The sequence below is a fragment of the Pseudoalteromonas luteoviolacea H33-S genome (assembly GCF_001625695.1).
In the GTDB taxonomy this organism is placed as follows: domain Bacteria; phylum Pseudomonadota; class Gammaproteobacteria; order Enterobacterales; family Alteromonadaceae; genus Pseudoalteromonas; species Pseudoalteromonas luteoviolacea_B.
Genome location: NZ_AUXY01000089.1, coordinates 123,016 through 146,201 on the forward strand (window position 1 = coordinate 123,016; position 23,186 = coordinate 146,201).

Consider the following 23,186-nt stretch of genomic DNA (forward strand, 5'->3'; position numbering starts at 1 on the left):
AAAGATAAATATGGACGTCGCAAAATCAAAAACAGTCACGCCAAAACACTCACTCAAGAGAAAAATCACGGCTATGGTAGTCTGTGCATCTGTGCTAGGTGGTGTGTTTCACTTCACCTCCTCATCGAGTTCCACCAGCTTGCAACAAAACAGCTTGATTGTTGCAACAGTACAGCGAGGTGATCTAGCTATCCAAGTGGACGGATATGGTGTCCTGCGCTCTAATCAACAGAAACTGCTAACTGCACAAAGCAGTGCTACGGTCAGTGAAATATTGCTGCGCCCAGGTGCGGTTGTGACGCCGGACTCTGTTATTTTAAGAATGCAAGACCCCGACCTAAAACAGTCAATTGAAACAGCACGCATGGCACTTGAAGAACAAGAGGCTAATTTGCGTCGTCAAAAACTTGCCAACCAGCGAGAGCGCTTGTCAGAAAAAGCCACACAAGCACAATTGGAAAGCCAGTATCAATCACTGGTACTGCGCCGTAAAGCGCAGCAGGTACTTCGAGATCAAGGTGTAATCCCTGCCATTGATGTACAAACTGCAGAGCTAGAGGAGCAACAGCTCGGCGCACGTTTTGAACTTCAGCGCCAACGTATTACGCAACTGGCACAATTACACCAGGAAGACATAGAAATATCTCAACAGCAGATAAACCAAGCCCGCTCAAATTTGGCAAGACTAGAGCAACGCGCTCAGCAACTCGAAGTCACTGCTGGGATCAGCGGTACCATACAACGTCTCGCTGTTGAGCTTGGGCAAAGCGTATCGGCAGGACAAGAATTAGCGCAAGTCGGGAGCAACTCAGACTTACAAGCGCTGATCCGTGTACCACAATCAAAAGCAGAGCAAATCAAAGTCGGACAATCCGCAACGATTGATACCCGACGTGAACGCGTTCCCGCTGCCGTTACTCGGATCACGCCACAAGTGCAAGATGGCACTATCGAAGTGGAACTGTCATTTACCGAGGGAGTACCTGAGTCAGCTAGACCAGAATTAAGCGTAGAAGCTGAGATCCTCACAAATCAATTAAGCAATGCTCTATATGTCGAGCGACCAGCAAATAAGCAAGCCCATAGCGCAACCGAGCTTTACATCATCGACGGGGATCAAGCTGTTGCAACCGCAGTACGATTCGGCGAAGACGCAGGTAGGCACTTGCAAATTCTGCAAGGTGCGCAAGAAAACCAGCGTGTCATTCTTTCTGATATGACACAGCACAGTGAGCATAAGGCCATCACGTTACTTTGAACCCAATAACAAGAATTAAAAGAAAGGAATTAGACATGAAAGAAAGCGTATTAACAATGTCAGGTGTGACCAAGGTATTCAGCACCGAAGAAATGGAAACCCATGCATTAAGAGGCATAGATCTCACCATTTACCGCGGAGACTTTGTTTCCATTTGTGGTCCTTCCGGCTGTGGTAAATCGACGTTACTCTCTATCTTAGGGCTGTTAGACATGCCCAGCGCTGGTCAATACCAAATTGAAGGAGAAGAAGTCAGCCAGCTCACGTTGGCGCAGTCGGCATATATTCGTAATGAGAAAATCGGTTTTATATTCCAGTCGTTCAACCTAATTGATGAACTGACTGTCTATGACAATGTCGCGCTGCCGCTTAGGTATCGCAAAGAGCCCATGCCAGAGGAGCAGATCAAGCAAGCCGTGGAAGCTTGTCTTGCCAAAGTGGATATGAGCCATCGTGCGAGCCACAAGCCCAATCAACTTTCAGGTGGTCAACAACAGCGTATTGCCATTGCCCGAGCACTCGTTGGACAACCGAGCATGCTGCTAGTCGATGAGCCAACAGGTAACCTCGATTCAATCAACGGCGATGCGGTGATGGCCATGTTGCAGCAGCTCAATGCCGAAGGCACTACATTATGTATGGTGACACACGATCCACGCTACGCCGATATGGCGACTCGGCAGCTCCATTTGCTCGACGGTAAAATCATCGACAGTGAAGAGCATAGCGACCCCAAGCATGCACTTGAAATTCCACTTGCACAGTAAGTAGGTGCCATTATGTTGAAACACAATTTATTAATCGCAATCAAAAGCCTAGCAAGAGTAAAAAGCTATGCACTGACCATCATCATGACCTTGGGCGTCACGCTAGGTGTGATGGTGGCGATGTATAACCTCAATTACCAGATCATCGCAGCACCACTGCCCTATCCAGATCAGGATAGGCTGTTTTTAGTCCAAGGCCAACTGCTGTCTGACGGTGAAGTAAAACGTGAAAACTACCTGCCCTTTTTAGGCGCAGTTGAAGCTTACAAAGATAAACACCCAGGTATCGAGACTTTTGCACTACACAATATCAGCATTGATGTTGAGCAAAGCTTACCGAACAGCCCAACCTTCAATACAGGGGCCATCACACCTGAATATATGCAGATCATCGATGCGCCACTGGCATTAGGACGTCATTTCACTAAAGAGGAAGGGCTAGACAGCAATCAACCTGTTGCCATTATCTCATACGATGTCTGGCAAACACACTTCGGTGGAAGCAGTGAAGTACTCTATCGTTCTGTGACTTTCAAAGGTGTCAGCTTTATCATCGTTGGTGTCACTGCACAACACTTTGCTGAGCCAGTATTAGCCACCCCTACTTGGCGCACCGATGTGTGGTTCCCATACGACTATCGCGATACCCCAGACCCGCTTTGGACATTTTCCTCAAACCAGGTTCACTTGGTCGGTAAATTGGCCAAAGATGCGGATATCAACCGTACTCAGCTCGCACTCAATAACTGGGTAATGGCACGCTACCCAGCAGCGGTTGCAGATGATCCCACGGTAGCAAATACTGAAGTTAAATGGCGTTTTATCACTTACAAATCACGTATTATTGGCGATGCAGGCAACACCAGTGTCATGATGCTAGCAGGCAGTGTGGTCCTGCTACTTATTGCCCTCAGCAATATCGGCAACCTCGTTTTATCTCGCGCTGTCGAGCAACAACGTGCATTTGCTATTCAAGCCGCATTAGGTGCGCAACCTCACCACTTATTCAAACAAGTTCTGGTTGAATTATCTTTGCTATTCGCAGCCGCACTCATTGTTGCCACCGGTATTGTGAGCCTTATTTTGGGCTTATTAAAAGCTGGCTATGCAGGTCCACTTGCACGTTTAGATGAACTCAGCCTCAACATGAACACAGTGCTATTTGCGATTGTCTTAACACTCATTCTTAACTTTGCACTCGCTTGGGTGGTCAGCAAGCAACTTAATTACAATGCCATTATTGGTGCATTGCAAAGCAGTGGTAAAGGTTCTGGCGTACAAGTATCTAAACACACACGCCAAGTACTGGTTTCCATGCAGGTATTTTTCTGCATCTCTCTGCTTGTCTTATGTGTGAGCATTTTCAAACAAAGCTGGGCACAGCTCACAGCCCCAACGCATATCAATACTGAAAATACCTCACAGATTGCTTTAAACGTTGGTACTTTACTGACTGAAATGTCTCCAGAGCAGCGCGCTACACTGGTGCTTGAAGCAACAGAGCGACTTAACCAACACAGTGACATCGTGCGAGCCGGTGTCGGTAGTTATCCACCTATTTCCTATTGGTTAGAGCAGTTCTCTACATATCACTCGCAGTTACAGCCCGGCATAGATAAGCCCGTCGTGTCACACAAACGGGTCTGGGGAACACGTGCTTATTTTGAAACATTCGGCTTGAGATTAGCGCAAGGACGTCACTTTACTGATGCAGAAGCTAGAGATAGAGCCCCAGTGGTGATCATCAATGAATTTATGGCTGACATGATAAAAGCCTCTGGCCAAGACCCTATTGGTGCAAAACTGTATGGACGTAACTCCAGTGACCCTATCACAGTAGTGGGTATCGTCGGTAATTTGAATTTACCAAACCAACCGCCAATTTCTAGAACCTATCGCCCTCGTGTGAATACTGGATATCCAATTGTTGTCGTCGAAACCAAACCCAACGCACAGCTATCTAGGCAAAGTATCAATGACTTACTGGCACAAGTACATTCGCAAATACGCGTTTATGATTTGCAAACCACAGAACAAATCTTGTCCTCACACCTTAAATCACAGCGTGTTGCCAGTATTTTTACTATCGTGCTTTCAGTGGTCGCAGTGATATTAGCAGGTATTGGTATTTACGGCGTATTTAGCTATGCCATTGCTTTAAGGCGCTATGAGCTAGGTATTAGAATGTCAATTGGTGCAACATCTATGGCTATTTTCAAGCTGGTACTGACAGAAAACATGCAGCCCTTTTTAATCGCAGCTGCTGCGGCCACTAGCGCATTGCTGATCGGTTACTTCAGTGCAGCATCCACACCTATCATGCAAATGATGGACTTATGGAGTTGGTTGATCCCTGTGGTCCTAATAGCAAGTTTAGTCGTGAGTATCACCTTGCTATCAGCTTGGAGCATCATTCGCCGGCCCGCATTATACGCATTAAAAGGCGCTTAACCATGTCTCAAACCAGCCGTCAATCAGCATGCAATATCATGATAATTTCCTTCCTGAGATGTTGTTTCTGGTTTGTCATGGCGGCTGGTTTATTTATCTTGCCCCTAGGTAATATAAATGGACTATGCTTAACCTGTGAGCTCATATTGCTATCCAAATCTAGCGATGCGAGTCCCGCATTTTTATACTCGCTTAACGTGTTGGAGTGGCTGGAATAAACCAGTCGATATGCCCTTTCACTGGTTGCACCATAATAGTGCAAAATGTACTGATATGGTGCACTCATTTAGGTCAACTATGCCCTTCCTGACCATAAAAAACAAAATATTCCTTATATTACAAAAGGTTATATTATTGGCACAAAACACGCTTATGAATACGCAGTTAAGCAAATTATTGCAGCAAAAAATAACCCACGAGTCGGAGGACACATGTCACAATCGGTTTTAGATTTTATTAAAGAGAATGAAGTAAAGTTTGTAGATTTACGTTTCACGGACACTAAAGGTAAAGAGCAACACGTTTCAATCCCTCATCATCAAGCCGATGAAGACTTCTTTGAAGACGGTAAAATGTTCGACGGTTCATCGATTGCTGGTTGGAAAGGCATTAACGAGTCAGACATGGTATTAATGCCAGATGCAAGTACAGTGAAGCTTGACCCGTTTGCTGAAGAGACAACAATGATCGTGCGTTGTGACGTATTAGAGCCGGCAACAATGCAAGGCTATGAGCGTGACCCACGTTCAGTTGCTAAGCGTGCTGAAGATTACATGCGCTCTACTGGTATTGCTGACACAGTACTTTTCGGCCCAGAGCCAGAATTCTTCTTATTTGACGATGTTAAATATAAAACAGACATGTCAGGTTCTATGTACTCTATCGACGCTGAAGAAGCTTCTTGGAACTCTGACAAGAGCTACGACGAAGGCAACACGGGTCACCGTCCTGGCGTAAAAGGCGGTTATTTCCCAGTAGCACCTGTTGACTCTTCACAAGACTGGAGAAGTGCAACGTGTCTAGTACTTGAAGAGTTCGGTCAAGTTGTTGAAGCACACCACCATGAGGTAGCAACCGCGGGTCAAAATGAGATTGCAACACGCTTCAATACCATGGTTATCAAAGCGGACGAAATCCAAGAGATGAAGTACGTTATCCACAACATGGCACACCACTATGGTAAAACGGCAACCTTCATGCCTAAGCCAGTTGTTGGCGACAACGGTTCTGGTATGCACTGTCACCAGTCATTAGGTAAAGATGGTCAAAACATCTTCGCAGGTGACAAATACGGTGGTCTATCTGAAGATGCACTTTACTACATCGGCGGTATCATCAAGCACGCTAAAGCAATCAATGCATTTGCAAACGCGTCTACTAACTCATACAAGCGCCTAGTACCTGGCTTCGAAGCACCTGTTATGCTTGCTTACTCTGCACGTAACCGTTCAGCTTCAATCCGTATTCCAGTTGTACCTTCAGAGAAAGCACGTCGTATCGAAGTACGTTTCCCTGACCCAACGGCGAACCCTTACCTTGCTTTCTCTGCAATGTTAATGGCTGGCCTTGACGGTATTAAAAACAAAATCCACCCTGGTGATGCAATGGATAAAGATCTTTACGATCTACCAGCTGAAGAAGCAGCTGAAATCCCAACTGTTGCAGCATCTCTAGAAGAAGCATTGGCTTCACTTGACGCTGACCGTGAGTTCTTGACGCAAGGCGGTGTTTTCACTGATGACCTAATCGATGCATATATTGCACTTAAGTCTCAAGAAGTTGAAAAGCTAAACATGACAACTCACCCAGTTGAGTTTGAAATGTACTACAGCGTTTAATTCGCAAATTACTTGCAGTGAATAGAGATAGCTATCTATCTATGCGCAATATTCACTGCATTTTATAGTGTAACTGCGCGCTTAAATCATATGTGTTCTCAAGCCCGCTTTTGCGGGCTTTTTTAATGGCAAAACCGCGCTAAAACCTCTACAGTTAAACGGTGAGTGTTCGCACTGACAACATAATTGATAATCTGACAATGATGATGCGCTTTAGCACGATTGAATTGAGTAAAGTGAGGTTGCTGTGAGTCGACTGTGGTTAGTGATAATATTATGTCTAGCAAGCCATACTGCGTTCGCTGATAAAAAAGTCTATCGCTGGAAAGATGACAAGGGAAATTGGGTGTATTCGGATACGCCAAAAAAAGGCGCAACTGAAGTTAAAATCAATACCCACTTTTTAACCATGCCGGCAACTGATACTTCAGTACTGGGCAGTGGTACTCAAGATCAATCCAAGCAACAGTACAAAGCGTCAATTATCGCCCCCAATCACAAGCAAACGCTACGAGATAATACCGGTAGCGTGTATGTGAGCGGGCAGATCACCCCAAGATTTGCGAAAGACTTTACCGTACAGTTATTTTTGGATGGCAAACCAACAGGCCCTAAGCAACACACGATCACGTTTGCACTGCGAAATGTTGAACGCGGTGAACATTCATTACAACTCATGGTCTTTGACTCCAAAGGCAATGTCGTCACAAAAAGTGATGAAACGATTTTTTATCTACATAAAGCCAGAGCCAATCAATAACCTTATAAAACAGTACATTTGATAACTCCAACCAATAACAACAGCAAACACGGTTTATTTGTGTTAGATTAACATGCACCAACTTGGTGCAAGGCGACCCATAATGGAACACCTCAATTCATCAATACTGCCTGAACTGTGGCAAAATTTGTCAACGTCGATAATTTTACTCGACGAAGACTTTAAAATTCACTATGCCAACAACAGTGCCAGTGAGCTCTTAGGACTAGGCCAGAAACGACTGATTGAACAGCCGTTTGAAAGTATTTTCCACCACCATTTAATCGATTTAAAAAGGCTCAAACGCTATGTGCTTGAAGACGGCATCGACTGCCAACAACACAAGGTAGACGTTGTCTTCATTGATAACCGTGCCAGTACCATCAATTTATTCGCACGCAAGCTCAACCATAATAAACGCCAATATATCCAACTAGAATGTAGGCGGATTGATGAAGAGCTGCGCTTTGATAAAGCCTTCAATCAAGCGCATCAATATCAAGCTGCACGCAACCTCATTCGCGGATTAGCCCATGAAATCAAAAACCCACTCGGTGGTATACGCGGAGCGGCGCAATTATTGCAGTATGAAGTAGACCAACAAGAACGTAATGAATGTGCTCAGTTGATCATAGAGCAAGCAGACCGCTTAAGAGAGCTCGTAGATAGATTGTTGGGCCCAAATGAACTGCCAAAGCGAACGCTGTGTAATATTCATAAAGTGCTTGAGTCTATATTGAAGCTCAGTGCACTAGATACTGAACATAGCATCACTTTGCATAAAGACTATGATCCGAGTATTCCAGATATTTACGTTGATGAGTCGAAAATACAACAAGTAGTGCTCAATATCGTCAGAAATGCTCAACAAGCACTCAAAGGTCAAGGCAAAATACGCGTCACCACACGGATTTGCCACCGAGTGCGACGCGGTAAGTTAATATTGAGAAAAGCACTCTTAATAAAAATTGCCGATAATGGGCCGGGTATAGACGAAGCAATCAAAGCGACGCTTTTTTACCCTATGGTCACCAATAAAGAAGGTGGCTCTGGACTTGGTTTATCTATCGCACAAACCTTAGTTGAGCAACACAAAGGGTTTATTGAGTGTGACAGTTGGCCCGGACATACCGAGTTTTGTATCTACTTACCCTTTGAAGAAAGTTAGGGAGCAAATTAATGAAAAGTGTGTGGTTAGTCGATGATGATGCCTCAATTCGCTTTGTATTGGAAAAAGCGCTATCGAGAGCTGGCTTTGCAACTGAAAGCTTTGCCAATGGGCAAGACGTATTAACAGCACTTGAATATGGTCAACCTGCCGTTTTAATGTCTGATGTGCGTATGCCAGGCATCGATGGTATGGCCTTACTCGAGGAAGTGAATCGATTATATCCATCTTTGCCAGTGATCATCATGACTGCGCACTCTGACCTTGACTCTGCCGTTAATGCTTTTCAAAAAGGCGCGTTTGAATACCTTGCAAAGCCGTTTGATTTAGAAGAAGCCACTTCCCTTGTTGATAGAGCTTATCGCGCGGCGCAACAAAACGCGAAGAGCAAACCGCAGGATGCAACGGTTGACCAACCAGATATCATTGGCGAAGCACCGGCCATGCAAGAGGTCTTTAGAGCCATAGGCAAGCTCTCTGCGTCGAGTATGAGCGTACTCATCAATGGCGAGTCTGGCACAGGTAAAGAGCTCGTTGCAGGTGCCCTGCATAATCACAGCCCTCGCAAAAATAACACTTTTATTGCGCTAAACATGGCTGCTATTCCAAAAGATTTAGTCGAATCTGAACTCTTTGGACACGAAAAAGGTGCATTTACAGGAGCCGATAGCGTCCGCCGAGGACGCTTTGAACAAGCCAATGGCGGTACACTGTTCTTAGATGAAATTGGGGATATGCCGCTCGATGTGCAGACGCGTTTACTGCGGGTACTTGCTGACGGCGAATTCTATCGTGTCGGAGGCCACCAAAGTGTCAAAGTTGATGTCAGAATACTGGCTGCAACGCATCAGGATTTAGAAAAGCTGGTCAGTGAAGGAAAGTTTAGGGAAGACTTATTTCACCGCCTTAATGTGGTGAGATTAAGGATCCCACCGCTTCGAGAAAGAAGCGTTGATATAGCGAAGTTAGCAGAATACTTTCTAGCGAAAAGTGCCAAAGAGCTCAAAGTCCCTAGCAAAGTGCTTACAGACAAAGCGTTAGATCATATGTGTGCTTTTCATTGGCCAGGCAATGTCAGGCAATTAGAAAATACCTGTCGCTGGCTAACCGTCATGGCGCCGGGGGACATGGTTGGTCCACAGGACTTACCACCAGAGCTTGCACAACCTAGCAATACAGCTAAGCTTGAAGAAAATCAGGACTGGCTTGATGCTTTCCAGCTTTGGTTAGATCAACAACTGAGACTAGGTGAAGACCACATATGGCCTCAAGTACAAGCTCAGTTAGAGACAAGACTGATAAAATCTGCACTCGCAGCTTGCCATGGTCACAAACAAGATGCGGCACTAAAAATAGGCTGGGGCCGTAATACGTTGACCAGAAAGCTCAAAGAGCGCAATATGCTAGAAAATGACTAAATGATTGGCCAAGCATGAAGCTGCTAGAAAACATCACGACGATAAAACAACTTGAAATCATCAACCGCTTAGATTTTTTTTCTGAGTTCACCCTCGCTGAGCGGCAGGTTTTGTTAGAGTCGTTTAGCCATTTATATTTAATCAGCAAAGACCGCTACGCATTTAAACGTTTTGAGCAAGATAGTCGCTTATACATTATTTTAACTGGCGAACTACGGATTTTCGCCGAGAAAAGTCATATAGATATTGGCCATGTAGGGCCCGGTGAGTTTGTCGGTGAAGGCGCATTCATATCGAATCGAGAACGCAGCACCAGTGCTCAGGCCATATCAGATACCATCGTATTGGCCATCACTTCTGAGGCACTCACCAAATTGCCAGCGGTAATAAGAGAAAAAATAAAAGACAAAATTATTGCAGGCATGAGTGAGCGTATTCATAAGCTCAATCATTTTATCGAAGAAAAACTCTAAGCTGCTCATAATGACTACAGCGCTCACTAAAGCCCTGTAGTCAATGACTGCTTAACAGTTATACATAGAATTACATGTCCAACCGTTGTAAGAAATACAACCAGGTATATGTGGTGAGCTTGCGTACATACCACCCGCTACATTAGGCGTTTGCTCAGGGTTTAACGCTTTATTGTTAGTAGATAACTTCTTAACCGAACGTTTATTCAATGTGATTTTCATCATTATTTCCTTTTTATGTTGTACTTATTTTTAATAGGGTGACCACATCCCTGATTAATAAATAACCACCAACTCAGGTTAAAATCAATGATTTCAATCCGTACATTATTTCATTACACACGCTCTGCTAGGTATGACATAGTAAAATGTTTTGCTTAAGCATTGAAATTGTTCGTATCCAACTAAAAAAGGATGCTGACGCATCCTTTTTTGTTGAATTTAATTGAGCAGTTCTGTGAACAATTCGAACAGCCTATCTAGCTCTTCAATAGTGTTGTAATGCATACAGCCAATACGCACTACACCGCCTTTGTCCATCACACCTAATTGCTCACACAAGCCTTGCGCATAAAAGTTCCCATCCCATACACACACATGGTGCTGACCTAGAAACTCTGACACTTTGCGTGGTTCTAAACCTTCAAACGTCAATGCGAATGTCGGTGTACGCTCACTCAGACGAGATAAGTCGTCAATTCCGAACAGCTTGATCTGTGGAAATTCACCAAGTCGTGTTAAGAAGTGCTGACTCAAAGCCATTTCATGTGCTTTTGAATTCGCAAATGCTTGCTCTAATCTCACTCGTAATGGCTCAGACTCTGGCAAGTCACTCAAAGAGGCAATGTATTCAATCGCAGCGATAACACCAGCCAAACCTTCAAAGCTCTGTGTGCCCGTTTCCCAACGTCCAGGGATCACGTCTTTTGCAGGCTCCACTTTATAAGGTGTAAAACCTTCAAGATGTTCACGCTTACCATAAACAATACCAACATGTGGACCAAAGAATTTATAAGCTGAACACGCTAAGAAGTCACAATCTAATGCTTGTACATCAATCAGTTCATGCGGTGCAAAATGCACGGCATCGACATATACCAAAGCACCTACTTCGTGTGCCATAGCAATGATCTGCTTAATGTCGTTAATTGAGCCTGTGGTATTTGATGCATACGTCACAGCCACCAGCTTAGTGTTGCTGTTAAGTAACGACGCATAGTGATCCAGATCCAGTGTGCAGTCTGATTCATTGATGCGTAAAGCATGTACTTTGGCACCTTTGTCCTCAGCCGCTTGACGCCAAGAAGATACATTTGAATAGTGATCCGCGTTGGTCACAATCACTTCATCTCCAGCTTGCCACTGCCTTGATATTGCACGACTAAAACTGAACGTTAAGCTCGTCATATTCGCACCAAAGACAATTTGATCACGACTTGGCGCATTGAGCAGCTGTGCAACTGACTGTCTTGCGCGGCTCATTAGCTCAACCGTTTTATCACTCGAAAAAAACGCACCACCTAGGTTTGAATTAAAATAACCTAGATATGCAGACATTGCACTTAAGACCGACTGCGGTACTTGTGAGCCACCCGGGCCATCTAAAAATATTGGTGAAACACCAGAAACTTCCTGCATTAAAGCGGGAAACTGACGGCGGATTGGCATTAAGTTCATGTGGACCTCTTTATGCTGTAAATACAAAACAATCTAAGTAGCCAACTTGGTCGGCATTGAGTTTATTCATCGGAGTGGCGTTATGCCAAACTTCACGATCATTCACAAGTGCAAATAGGCCATCTTTTATTTCCATCTTAAAACATGGCTCGGCTTCTTTGTGCTCATAAACAAGGAGCTCACCACCAGCAATGTTTTCATGAGACACGCCACATACACATACATGATCAAAGCCATCTTGGTGAATACCTTCTGGAGCAGGTGGTGTATCGCTCTCTATTGCCAACATTCTAAACTGATGTACTTCAATATCTGCATCGTCTGCAACACCCGTCATTACTTTAAACTCAGACAGCAGGTGCTTAAAACCATCGCTCTGCAATAACTCAGCTTCTAAGTTTTCATACACGCGTTCCACATTACCTTGAAAGTGGTTAATCGAATCATCTTGTACAAATGCTTTTGTCGGCTGAATAGACACATTACCTTCGGCAAACTTCAATACTGAATAACGGCGTTTACGAAACGCACCATCGGCATAAGGGTTATCTGGCAAACGCGAAAAAAACGGTTTAACTGAATCAATATGTGATTGTTGAATAAAACGAAGTTGAAGCAAATTCTGGTTGTTTACTGCTGTCATGCTTACTCTTGCCTGTAGATGTAAAATTGGCAGAGATCTTAATCTATTTGGATGGAAATTTTGATTTTGAATAACTTGTTTTTATCAAAAAACAAGGATAAATATACCCAATAAAAATATATGTTAGATTAAAAATGCTAAATGTTTTAATTTTGGTAACTAGCACATCTAAAGTAGAAGGTGTTTTTTTTGCTTAATCACGCACACACAGTGCATGATTATTTATTGCATAAAAGGTGCTAAACCAAAATAAACCGGCCTAACACCTCATCCAAAACGGCAATTAAATTAGAGCTTATCCTTCACCGCAGACAATTGCTCAGCAAAGCTCAAGTGACGTAAATCGCCCAAACCCGCTTTTTCCGTTAAGGCCAATAAGTGACTTTCCAATTCAAGTAGTTGGGCCTCAACTTGATTCTTTTGCAGCGCCTCTTTACGTGCAAGATGCTCTTGATAAAGACTATCTACTCTAAGCAACTGTAATTTAGCTAGACGCACCTTTTCTTCAATCTGCTCATAGTCACGGACGTTATTTCGAATATATACCTTGGCATATTCGCTGGTGTTACTCGCATCTAGCGCAACGCTAGGCAATACCTTAGCCTTTGGCGATGCCGAAATAGTACGCAATTGTGACAAGATCTCACCTAAGTAATAGCGCTCAACGGCACTGACTTCTAATGCCGTTAACTGGGCATTAAAATCAGCTAGCTCTGCTTCAACTTCGGGTTGCTTGCCATCAACTAGCATCGCACGATACTTTTTATGGGTCTCATTTAATTTGCGATATCGAATAGGAAAGTGCTCTTGCGCTGCAAATTTATCTAGCACAGCAAAGTGAGAACGAACAGGTTCTAAAACAGATAGAATCAAGTTCTTTGCCGCCTGTGCCCCACCTATTAAAGCCAGCACCTCTTGGCTAAGTTCAATGATCTCACCGCTGACAGTTTGAGAAGAAAAGAACGAGGCACTATCTAGCGCTTCAAATGGCTTCGCTTTTAAATCAGCAAAACTTTCCTCAAGTTCTTGCCATTCTTTTTGCGCTTTTTGAACGCGTACACGGTCATAGTCAATCAATGACTCGGTGTTAGCCAAGTACATTGCCTGCTGTGCTTCCTGATAAGCAGCTTCGGCACGACTATATGCCGCCTGTACTTGTTCATTAGAAGGTGAAGACCCTCCTATTGATTGCACTGAATCTAGTGTTTTACACCCCGTTATGTTTAATAGCACAGCCCCAAACACTAAGCCAAACTTCATTCGCATTAGTAACTCCATTGTAATCCTGCGGTCAGAGAGACATTAGTATACTCTATTTCAGGGACACGCAAACGTCGACCGTTCACTTCTTCGGTCACAGTATCTCGCTCTTTGTAGTACGCATCGACACCAAACATCACCGCAATATGCTCAACTAGCTGATATCTGACCCCCGTTCTGGCCATTACACCCCAACCGTTAAAAGTATCCGTGAGTGTTGTTGTCTCAAATTGGGTGTTCTGAATACGGCTATATACTGGCGTACTTAATTCGCCTTCAATATACCAGCTAAGCTTTTCTTCAGGATGAGTAAGCTTGCTATCGTAACGGGCGCCTAATGTAGCCAACAGCCCCATTTGATCCTCTGTGACTGAAATGACAGGCAGTAGCGAAGCTGGGTTATCTTGTAGAACATCATCACCATCTTTCGTTTGCCCTGGTAAATCAAAACGAGGGACTGGATCGCCTTCCTCGCGTGGCAATGCTTTTAGCGCATCATCAAATCGCGTTGCACCGGGGTTAACAAATTTAAAGTTAGAGCGAGTAAAACTCGAGGTGAATATTTTCATGCCAAATGTAAGCTGTATAGCACGTTGATAATTATATGCGGCGGTAAATGCCAGCTCATTGGCTTTGACCTTAAAATCATTTTGTTGGATAGCACCAAAGTCCTTTAAAGACCATACCTCCTGATCGATTTCCGTCGAGATGGTCGCAGCACTGCCAATATAAAATCCCCAATATTCATCTATACCTGTATACGACAACTGCCTCACCGCAGGGTTAGTAACGGTGATTGACTGAGACAGTTGACCAAAACCAGCGACATCCGATAAGGATTCACTATAGTCGATACTTTCAAATCCTAAACGAACTTCGCTATAAGAAGGTAGAGGTGCTGCTGCAAACGTATAACTACTAAACATCCCCAGTAAGGCAAGAGTATATTTCATGACTTTCCCCGATAATGTTGTTGTCTTGTATCACAAGGCACCACATTACTCTTCCTTGCATACAGGTTATAGAAACAAATTTACACTGACGATTAGACATCAGCGAATGATATAAACATTAGTACAGAGGTCTTTATAGTCAAGGACATAGGTGAGCTTAACAATATTGTTTAGAAGGAATAGGGTTATCAATAAGCGTGAGAAAAAGCTCGTAAATTACGAGCTTTTTTAAGCAATTATACCGCTTGCTGAATGATCACACTGTCTGCTTTCTTTGTGTAATGTAACATTTTGTGGAAATTCAAATAACGATAAGTATCCGCAGCTGTCGCGTTAATTTTTGTCGCATATTCTTGATACTCATCCGGTGTCGGCAATCGACCTATGATCGCCGCAACTGCCGCCAATTCTGCAGAGGCCAAGAATACATTTGCCCCTGTTCCTAATCGATTAGGGAAGTTACGGGTTGACGTTGAGACCACCGTCGCCTTATCTGCTACTCTCGCCTGATTACCCATACACAAAGAGCATCCCGGTGTTTCAATACGCGCACCAACTCGACCATAAATGCCATAATAACCTTCATCTGTAAGCTGATCTTTGTCCATTTTGGTCGGTGGCGCTATCCACATGCGCGTAGGTAACTGACCACTAAAGTTATCAAGTAATTTACCAGCTGCACGGAAGTGGCCAATATTGGTCATACAAGAGCCTATAAAGACCTCATTGATCTCTTCGTTTTGTACAGTAGACAGCAAACGGGCATCATCTGGATCATTCGGCGCACATAAAATTGGTTCTTTAATGTCGTTTAAATCAATCTCAAGTACATGGGCGTATTCAGCATCACTATCTGCAGCCATAAGCTGCGGATGTTCGAGCCATGCCTGCATTTTTGCAATCCGACGCTCTATTGTACGTACCTCTCCATAGCCTTCTGAGATCATCCACTTCAACATCACAATATTGGAATTCAAATACTCTTCAACAGAGGATTGTGACAGCTTTACAGTACACCCAGCCGCAGACCGCTCGGCTGACGCATCTGACAACTCAAAGGCTTGCTCAACCGTTAAATGCTCAACCCCTTCAATTTCAAGAATACGGCCTGAAAACTCATTTACTTTGCCTTTTTTCTCAACGGTAAGTAGCCCTTTCTTAATCGCGTAGAGCGGGATTGCATGTACTAAATCTCGCAATGTGATCCCAGCTTGCATCTCGCCCTTAAAACGCACAAGTACAGATTCAGGCATGTCCAAAGGCATAACACCTGTAGCAGCGGCAAAGGCAACTGCACCAGAGCCAGCCGGAAAAGAAATCCCCAAAGGGAAACGGGTATGTGAATCACCGCCAGTCCCCACCGTGTCAGGTAAAAGCATACGGTTGATCCAAGAATGGATCACACCATCGCCTGGTCGCAACGACACCCCGCCACGATTCATCATAAAGTCCGGCAAAGTATGATGAGTATTTACATCAATGGGCTTTGGATAAGCGGAGGTATGACAAAAAGATTGCATGGTTAAATCCGCTGAAAAACCAAGGCAGGCTAAATCTTTCAGCTCATCTCGAGTCATCGGCCCAGTGGTGTCTTGCGAGCCAACCGTGGTCATTGTCGGCTCACAATATTGACCTGGTCTAACCCCTGTAACGCCGCAGGCTTTACCGACCATTTTTTGTGCTAGCGTATAGCCTTTGCCAGTATCATCTGCTTGTGCTGGTTTTTTAAAAATAGTTTCAGCATCTAGGCCAAGTGACGCTCGCGCTTTGTCTGTTAGACCTCGACCAATGATAAGTGGAATACGTCCACCGGCTTGAACCTCGTCTAAAATAACATCCGATTTTAAAGTGAAATGCGAGAGCACCTCGTCAGTGCCAAAGCGCTTAACCACCCCTTGATAAGGATAAATGTCAATTTGATCGCCCATGTTGAGCTTTTCAACAGGTAGCTCGATCGGTAGTGCACCAGAGTCTTCCATGGTATTAAAGAAAATTGGGGCAATTTTTCCACCTAAGCACACACCGCCTACCCGTTTATTTGGGACATGAGGAATGTCTTCTCCCATAAACCAAAGCACTGAATTAGTTGCTGACTTTCTTGAAGATCCGGTACCAACCACATCACCGACATACGCCAAGGGTAGGCCTTTACTTTTCAATGCTTCTAATTGCGCAACAGGACCTATTTCACCATTTTTATCTGGAGATATGCCATCTCGCGCAAGCTTCAACATAGCTAACGCATGTAACGGAATATCTGGACGAGACCAAGCATCAGGCGCAGGCGACAGATCATCCGTATTGGTCTCACCCGTGACTTTAAATACCGTGACAGATATTTTCTCAGGAACCGCGCTTTTTTGCGTAAACCACTCTGCTCGTGCCCACGACTCAAGTACTTGCTGTGCAAACGCATTACCGCCCTTTGCTTTTTCCTCTACATCATAAAATGCATCAAACATTAATAAGGTATGTGATAACCCTTTAACAGCAATAGGGGCAAGCTCTGGTTCATCTAACAACTCAATCATGGGCGCAATGTTATAGCCACCTAACATAGTACCCAGTAGTTCAACAGCATAAGCTTTAGATATCAGCGGTGATGCTGCCTCCCCTTTTGCCAACGCAGCCAAAAAACCCGCCTTAATATAAGCAGCATCGTCAACTCCAGGTGGCACACGATTGACCAATAAGTCTAAAAGAAAAGCTTCTTCACCTATTGGTGGTGCTTTTATTAACTCAATTAAATCTGCGGTTTGCTGTGCGTCCAACGGCTTAGGTACTATCCCTTTTGCCGCGCGCTCTTCAACATGATTTCGATACTCTTGAAGCACGGTGATATCCTCTTGGTGACGTGTTTTAATAAGCATTTTAGTAGTTTTGTTTATAACTGCTTATCTTTTAATCTAGCCACTTGATTATAAGAGCTTTTTATCAATATGAAAATCTTGCAAGTTGTACCATCGAGAGATACTCAATATCAATGTGATGAATGGAGAGGTAAGGGAGAAATTACAGAATGAATGGTTATTGGCATATATACAATAATGGCTGAACAACAATTGTTATTCAGCCATATTAAGTAAGATTACCTCTTCACTTTTACTCTTTCCACCGAAATAACCTTTGCTTCAACACGGCGGTTAGCTGTATGTGCTTCTTGAGTATTACGGTTATCCATTAAACGCTCTTCACCATAACCTACGGTTGAGATACGTGATTGCGCAATGCCTTTTTCGACCAACTGCGCTGCAACGGCATCAGCGCGTTTTTTAGATAGCCACATATTGTAATCTGCTTTACCTAGACTTGATGTATGGCCTTCTAGTACAACCGTTGTCTCAGGGTGTGCACGTAAAAACTCTACAACTGAGTTGATATCATCTAAATACTGCTGAGATACTTGAGAGTTGTTATTCGGGAAGCGGACTAACAAACTCACAGTAACTTCTTTATTTTCATATAAGCTACAACCAGCAGCATCAACTGCATCACTCATCGGTGTATTGGTACATCTGTCTTTACTATCTAATACACCATCGCCATCACTGTCTTTAGGCTTTTCAGCCACAACTGGCTGAGGTGCAGGCTGCGGTGCGGGCTCAACTTTTTTCGGACTACTTGACGCCTTACCAAACATATAGTTGATACCAAGCTTCGCACCCACATCGGTATAGCTGCGCTCTAAGCCTTGATAAATTGCAGTTTCAAAATTAGCGGCCAAGTTATCAGTGAAATGATGACGATAACCTACACCGGCATTAGCAAATAAGTTGCTATCAAAAATATCTATCGATTTAAGACCTGCCAATGCATAAAAAGGGCCGCCATTAAAGTGGTAAAGACCATCGATACCAAGACGATCACCATCTTGAGAACCGACACCAGCCCCCTCTAAATCAAAATCCATATCAGCATATTCGATGCGCGCACTCCAATACTTGTTAAACCTGTAACCAAGTTCTGCACCCCATCCCGTGGAGTCATCAATGCCAACTCCACCGTTACCAACCCCTCTAATATTCTCCCAATCTGCGTTGTAGTAATCACCAAACACACCAAGGTATACACCCTCTTCAACCTCTTTCGCTTGTAAAGACGTTGCTGCTGCCATTGCCACAATTACGCTTAGCATTTTAAGTTTCATCGCTGTTTCCCTCTAAAATCCAGACTTATTAAATTTGATAGCAAGATAATAGTAGTCGATGTCTTAATAATTACTTAACACTAAATAAGTATTTTTAGTTAAGAATTAAAGCTGAACCTAGCCTTGATGACCAAATAAAACTTGGTATAAACCATCTTCTTCAACTAATGTACGATGATCGCCTGATTGAGTGACGTAGCCGTCATCTAGCACGTAAATAATATCAGCTTGACGGATTGCGCTAAGCCGATGGGCAATGATCAAAGTCGTGCGTCCACTCAAAAATTGATTGAGATTTTTATGGATACGCGCTTCTATTTCCACATCGAGCGCCGAAGTCGCCTCATCCAAAATCACCATTTTAGGATCTGCTGCAACCATACGTGCAATCGCAAGTCTCTGCTTTTGGCCACCTGATAGTTTGACACCATTACGACCAACAATGGCATCCAACTGTCCGACCATTTCTTTAACATTATCTGCCAATTCTGCGATTTCCAAAGCATGCCAAAGCTGCTCATCTGTGCATGACTTACCTAAGCTTAAATTTTCTCTGATACTCGAATTGAACAAGATAGGCTGCTGTAACACAGTCACTGCGTTTTCTCTGATGAGGTCATAACCTATGTCTTCAGCTGCAATACCATTAATCAGGATGTCTCCTGTGGATTTTTCATAAAGCCCTAATAAAAGCTGTACAAGGGTCGACTTTCCACCGCCAGAGACAGCAACCAAGGCCACTTTTTTTCCCTGAGGAATATGCATGCTGACATCGTGTAAAATAGGCTGACCTTCATTGTATTCAAAACTCACCTGTTTAAACTCAATGCCAATTTTATCTGCTTCGAATACTTGCTGAGCTGATTCTGTACGTGCGTCATTCGATGTTTCCGTCTCAAAGTCCAACACTTGGTTTAACCTCTGTAATGCCGCAGAAGCACTGTAATAGGAGTACTGAATACTGAGAATTTCCTGGACAGGTCCCATCATAAACCACAAGTAACCAAACACAGCAAAAATCTGACCAACAGAGAGACCTGAAAACACCACCATTAACATCGCAATGGCACGAAACACTTCAAATCCGAGTAAAAACACTGTGAAGCTCAAACGATTAACGGCGTCTGTTTTCCATTGTGACTGGACAGAGTGATACCGCAAATCTTTTGCCGCAGTGAGTACATTGTCAAAGTATCCGTGTTCACGGCGCATGGCTTTAAGTTGGGCAATAGCATCAAGCGTTTCAACTAATGCTGTTTGAAAGGCTTCAAATGCATTGTTTTTCTCTTTCGTTAGATGTTTAACCTGTTTGCCAAATTGTCTCGAGAAATAGATCACAGCCGGGTTTAACGTCAAAATAATTAATCCGAGTGTAAAGTCTATCCATAGCAGCACTATCGCCGTACCAATAATCGTCAACAGCCCAATTAAAAAACGTGACATCGTTTGACTGATAAAGCCATCTAGTGTCTCTATGTCAGTTACACATCGCGAACTGATCGCTGCACCACCTTGTGTTTCAAACTCTTTAAGCCTCACCTGAGATAAGTGACCAAGTAAGCGCTGGCGGATATTCAGCGAAACATCCTTGCCAATAATAGTGAACTGACGAGACTGAGCGACCCCTAATAATAAAGCCCCTATACGCATTAACATTACAGCCGCCAAGATAGCCAGTATGTACCCAGTTGCTCCATGCCACTCTGCAGGTAAAAAGCCATTCATAAATTCAACAGCGACACCAGGCTTTGCTAGGAGCACCTCATCAACTAATAAGGGCATCATCAAGGGGATAGGTACACTGACCAACGCCGCTAACAGTGCAATGATATGAGCGTAGATCAGGGGCTTTTTATGTTTGAGCACCTGTCTCTGAATTTCTTTCCAAGTTAATGGCCCTGTCATCTCTGGATTCTGCATTTAAGTTCCACAAAAAGTTTGGTAATGAGTCGAGTTCGCTTGCGATTGCAGCCATTTACCTGGGTAAGAAATGTATTCATATGGAGAGCTCAACGCCGCTAGCCACTTTGTTAATAATTCGCTTTTGCCCTGTTGATAAAAATCATTGATCACTTCCTCTACTAAATCATTACGAGGAATGATTGCCGGGTTATGTCGCATCATCAGTGCGGCAACTTCATCATCGTTAAACTGCTCAGTACTTGCTTGCCACTTAACAACCCACTCTTGCAACTCACTGGAGATCGGAAATTGCGCTTGCTGTTTATGTAACTTTGCTGCAGTAAGTGATGCAAAAGTATTTGTATAATCAAGCTGATGCTTTGTCATCAGTTCAAGTAACTCTGTGACTAAATCTTGATCACCCTTTTGAGGTTGAAGTAAACCCAATTTATTACGCCATAACTGCTGATAGCCTTGATTAAATCGTTCAGAAAAGCCAACTAACATAGCAGAGAATCGTTCTATTGCAGGCTGCTCTTCTGCGAATAAAAGAAGAAGTGATTCAGCTAATCGACCACAGTTCCAACTTGCCATATTAGGCTGTTGGCCAAAGGCATAGCGGCCTTGTCTATCGATTGAGCTAAATACACGATTAAATGAAAATGCCTCCATCATAGCGCATGGGCCGTAATCAATTGTTTCGCCGTTAACTAGAGTGTTATCGGTATTCATCACTCCATGGATGAAACCTACCTGCAACCACTTAAGCATCAAGTCGCATTGCGCATCACATACATATTGGAAAAAAGTGAAAATACTATCGTCTCGATTTTCAGTAACTTCTAGCCCCATGTCTCTCATTGTGCTCTCTAGCAACTTGAGCATAGCATCCTCATCTTGCTGTAAAGCCAGATATTGAAAGGACCCGACTCTAATATGGCTCTTAGCAATTCTTGCAACGACGGCACCAGGTAAAGTCCCTTGGCGGTAAACAGTTTGACCCGTTGAAAGTACAGCGAGACACTGAGTCGATGGCACGCCAAGAGCCGTTAAAGCGTGACTCATAACAAACTCTCTAACTGCTGGCCCCAATGCACATAAGCCATCACCGCCACGAGAGAAAACGGTCGCACCAGAACCTTTTAACTGCAGATCGATTACATCACCGTTAGGTGCAGTGAACGATCCAATCAAATGGGCACGACCATCACCTAAAGTAGGATTAAATTGACCAAATTGGTGACCTGAATATGCTAAGCATACACAATGAGAGTCAGGTAGAGGCTGCTGGCCAGATAAATATAGTGATGCAGTATCATCGTCCCAATTTAAACCGAGTTGACTGTTAAGCGAGGTATTAAATAGGGCTAAATTTGCATTCTCAAAAACATTTGGTGCTGCAGGAATGGCAAATTGCTCACCAATAGTGGCATATCTTGAATAAAACATAATTTAAGTACTCTGAATTGCATTATCACCAACACTAAAGGCAATAAGTTGGCTAAGTGCTGTCAATGACAAGCCACTTGATTGTTGAAGTTCATTAAAGTGTTGTTGTGCTGCTTTTAGTGATTTCAATGATTGGAGTCCGCCATCAATGACACCATTTGCGCGTAAATAAGTCTCGACGTCTTTCGTCATCAAAAAAGTATCTTTACCAAGCGCACGTAAAGCAAATGGTCCTGTATTGCCGCCTAAGCGATTACCTCGTTTTTTAAGCAGTAGCCAAAGGTTAATTATATCTTCGCTAGGCCAACTTGCTATCAACTCACTAAATGAGCCATGCTCTTGTTGCAGTTCGTAAATCATATGGCAATTGATAGCGATACTTTGTACTTTTTTGAAGTTACGAATAATACGTTCATCTTGAGCACGCTGTTCATACATTTCAGGAGACATGTAAAGTAATTTATCAACGGAAAAATCCCAGAAAACCTCCCTAAATCCATCCCACTTCCCATTGACTACCGACCAATAAAAACCAGACTGAAAGATTTTCCTAGTAAACTCTTCTAACCATAAATCATCACTGTATGTACTAAGCACACTATTTTTGAGTGGGTCACTCAATAACACGCGTAAGTTGGCCTCACCGCCTTTGCGTTCACAGGCTCTGTCGTAAATATCATTAAATCGAGTCAATGGTGCTCCGCTATCACATTAATTCAAATATCATTATTAATAATAGTCTCACATATTGTGTCTACTAAACACACTCAAGATATAGGGGCATTAATGATATAGATAAGGTTCGATTCACATATCCAGACAAGGTGAATATCGTGCGAAAGGTTAATGACACAGGCATTCTATTCGCGCAAGGTGAAATGAACCGTTTTAGCTGTTACTGAGGAAGTTTTGAGTTTGCCTTGTCGGCGGTGAAGGATGTTCCCTTCACCTTGCGCTATCGTGCAAAAGGTTAGCGACAGCGAACGAAGTGAGCACGCTCTTTTTGCGCAAGGTGAAATGAG

The 23,186-nt window shown here is 43.5% G+C and carries 18 protein-coding genes; 8 read left to right on the forward strand and 10 right to left on the reverse strand.

All coding sequences use genetic code 11. The features are described from left to right. The first annotated feature begins 10 nt into the window (after positions 1-10). The 8 genes from N477_RS18430 to N477_RS18470 all read left to right on the forward strand — a co-directional run bounded on the left by N477_RS18430 (position 11) and on the right by N477_RS18470 (position 10,133). Positions 11-1,258 carry an HlyD family secretion protein gene (locus tag N477_RS18430; protein WP_063362784.1) on the forward strand — a complete coding sequence of 416 codons (1,248 nt, stop codon included), beginning with the start codon at positions 11-13 and terminating at the stop codon, positions 1,256-1,258. Positions 1,259-1,293: 35 nt separating this feature from the next. Continuing rightward, positions 1,294-2,025 (forward strand): ABC transporter ATP-binding protein, encoded by a 732-nt coding sequence (locus N477_RS18435; RefSeq protein WP_063362783.1) that lies wholly within the window; start codon positions 1,294-1,296, stop codon positions 2,023-2,025. Positions 2,026-2,037: 12 nt separating this feature from the next. After that, on the forward strand, positions 2,038-4,476 hold the full coding sequence (locus N477_RS18440) for an ABC transporter permease (protein ID WP_081216523.1): 2,439 nt from the start codon (positions 2,038-2,040) through the stop codon (positions 4,474-4,476). Between the two features lie 431 nt (positions 4,477-4,907). Further along, positions 4,908-6,314 (forward strand): glutamate--ammonia ligase, encoded by a 1,407-nt coding sequence (glnA, locus tag N477_RS18450; protein WP_039607522.1) that lies wholly within the window; start codon positions 4,908-4,910, stop codon positions 6,312-6,314. A gap of 247 nt (positions 6,315-6,561) precedes the next feature. After that, positions 6,562-7,074, forward strand: a complete 513-nt coding sequence (locus N477_RS18455) for a DUF4124 domain-containing protein (protein ID WP_231098127.1) — start codon at positions 6,562-6,564, stop codon at positions 7,072-7,074. Between the two features lie 103 nt (positions 7,075-7,177). Then, positions 7,178-8,242: a nitrogen regulation protein NR(II) gene (glnL, locus tag N477_RS18460; RefSeq protein WP_063362781.1), complete on the forward strand. Its 1,065-nt coding sequence runs from the start codon at positions 7,178-7,180 to the stop codon at positions 8,240-8,242. Between the two features lie 11 nt (positions 8,243-8,253). After that, positions 8,254-9,660, forward strand: coding sequence for a nitrogen regulation protein NR(I) (ntrC, locus tag N477_RS18465; protein WP_063362780.1), 1,407 nt, complete (start codon positions 8,254-8,256; stop codon positions 9,658-9,660). 14 nt (positions 9,661-9,674) lie between these two features. After that, complete coding sequence (locus N477_RS18470; RefSeq protein ID WP_046358425.1) at positions 9,675-10,133, forward strand: Crp/Fnr family transcriptional regulator; 459 nt, start codon at positions 9,675-9,677, stop codon at positions 10,131-10,133. A gap of 51 nt (positions 10,134-10,184) precedes the next feature. Here N477_RS18470 and N477_RS26145 read toward each other — a convergent pair whose 3' ends face one another. The 10 genes from N477_RS26145 to N477_RS18515 all read right to left on the reverse strand — a co-directional run bounded on the left by N477_RS26145 (position 10,185) and on the right by N477_RS18515 (position 22,857). Further along, positions 10,185-10,358: a hypothetical protein gene (locus tag N477_RS26145; protein WP_155731951.1), complete on the reverse strand. Its 174-nt coding sequence runs from the start codon at positions 10,356-10,358 to the stop codon at positions 10,185-10,187. Positions 10,359-10,574: 216 nt separating this feature from the next. Continuing rightward, positions 10,575-11,810 carry a cysteine desulfurase-like protein gene (locus N477_RS18475; RefSeq protein ID WP_063362779.1) on the reverse strand — a complete coding sequence of 412 codons (1,236 nt, stop codon included), beginning with the start codon at positions 11,808-11,810 and terminating at the stop codon, positions 10,575-10,577. A gap of 10 nt (positions 11,811-11,820) precedes the next feature. Beyond that, complete coding sequence (locus N477_RS18480) at positions 11,821-12,453, reverse strand: 2OG-Fe dioxygenase family protein (RefSeq protein WP_063362778.1); 633 nt, start codon at positions 12,451-12,453, stop codon at positions 11,821-11,823. Between the two features lie 288 nt (positions 12,454-12,741). Then, positions 12,742-13,719: a hypothetical protein gene (locus tag N477_RS18485; protein ID WP_063362777.1), complete on the reverse strand. Its 978-nt coding sequence runs from the start codon at positions 13,717-13,719 to the stop codon at positions 12,742-12,744. Further along, a complete protein-coding gene (locus N477_RS18490; RefSeq protein WP_063362776.1) occupies positions 13,719-14,666 on the reverse strand; it encodes a hypothetical protein in 948 nt (315 codons plus the stop codon). Before N477_RS18490 ends, N477_RS18485 begins: the two co-directional genes overlap by 1 nt. Positions 14,667-14,902: 236 nt before the next feature. Further along, the gene (gene acnB / locus N477_RS18495) at positions 14,903-17,500 is read right to left on the reverse strand and encodes a bifunctional aconitate hydratase 2/2-methylisocitrate dehydratase (protein ID WP_063362869.1); all 2,598 of its coding nucleotides are present in this window, start codon (positions 17,498-17,500) and stop codon (positions 14,903-14,905) included. Positions 17,501-17,754: 254 nt separating this feature from the next. Further along, entirely contained in the window at positions 17,755-18,813 is a 1,059-nt protein-coding gene (locus N477_RS18500) for an OmpA family protein (RefSeq protein ID WP_063362775.1), read from the reverse strand. Positions 18,814-18,930: 117 nt separating this feature from the next. Next, positions 18,931-20,733, reverse strand: coding sequence for an ABC transporter ATP-binding protein (locus N477_RS18505; RefSeq protein ID WP_081216522.1), 1,803 nt, complete (start codon positions 20,731-20,733; stop codon positions 18,931-18,933). After that, positions 20,734-22,164 carry a protein adenylyltransferase SelO gene (locus tag N477_RS18510; RefSeq protein ID WP_063362774.1) on the reverse strand — a complete coding sequence of 477 codons (1,431 nt, stop codon included), beginning with the start codon at positions 22,162-22,164 and terminating at the stop codon, positions 20,734-20,736. 3 nt (positions 22,165-22,167) lie between these two features. Next, positions 22,168-22,857 (reverse strand): DNA-3-methyladenine glycosylase I, encoded by a 690-nt coding sequence (locus tag N477_RS18515; RefSeq protein ID WP_063362773.1) that lies wholly within the window; start codon positions 22,855-22,857, stop codon positions 22,168-22,170. Positions 22,858-23,186: the final 329 nt, after the last annotated feature.

Coding starts and splice junctions, on each gene's coding strand:
- N477_RS18430 (WP_063362784.1), top strand. CDS start 11: ATGGACGTCGCAAAATCAAAAACAGTCACGCCAAAACACTCACTCAAG.
- N477_RS18435 (WP_063362783.1), top strand. CDS start 1,294: ATGAAAGAAAGCGTATTAACAATGTCAGGTGTGACCAAGGTATTCAGC.
- N477_RS18440 (WP_081216523.1), top strand. CDS start 2,038: ATGTTGAAACACAATTTATTAATCGCAATCAAAAGCCTAGCAAGAGTA.
- glnA (WP_039607522.1), top strand. CDS start 4,908: ATGTCACAATCGGTTTTAGATTTTATTAAAGAGAATGAAGTAAAGTTT.
- glnL (WP_063362781.1), top strand. CDS start 7,178: ATGGAACACCTCAATTCATCAATACTGCCTGAACTGTGGCAAAATTTG.
- ntrC (WP_063362780.1), top strand. CDS start 8,254: ATGAAAAGTGTGTGGTTAGTCGATGATGATGCCTCAATTCGCTTTGTA.
- N477_RS18470 (WP_046358425.1), top strand. CDS start 9,675: ATGAAGCTGCTAGAAAACATCACGACGATAAAACAACTTGAAATCATC.
- N477_RS26145 (WP_155731951.1), bottom strand. CDS start 10,358: ATGATGAAAATCACATTGAATAAACGTTCGGTTAAGAAGTTATCTACT.
- N477_RS18475 (WP_063362779.1), bottom strand. CDS start 11,810: ATGAACTTAATGCCAATCCGCCGTCAGTTTCCCGCTTTAATGCAGGAA.
- N477_RS18480 (WP_063362778.1), bottom strand. CDS start 12,453: ATGACAGCAGTAAACAACCAGAATTTGCTTCAACTTCGTTTTATTCAA.
- N477_RS18485 (WP_063362777.1), bottom strand. CDS start 13,719: ATGCGAATGAAGTTTGGCTTAGTGTTTGGGGCTGTGCTATTAAACATA.
- N477_RS18490 (WP_063362776.1), bottom strand. CDS start 14,666: ATGAAATATACTCTTGCCTTACTGGGGATGTTTAGTAGTTATACGTTT.
- N477_RS18500 (WP_063362775.1), bottom strand. CDS start 18,813: ATGAAACTTAAAATGCTAAGCGTAATTGTGGCAATGGCAGCAGCAACG.
- N477_RS18505 (WP_081216522.1), bottom strand. CDS start 20,733: ATGCAGAATCCAGAGATGACAGGGCCATTAACTTGGAAAGAAATTCAG.
- N477_RS18510 (WP_063362774.1), bottom strand. CDS start 22,164: ATGTTTTATTCAAGATATGCCACTATTGGTGAGCAATTTGCCATTCCT.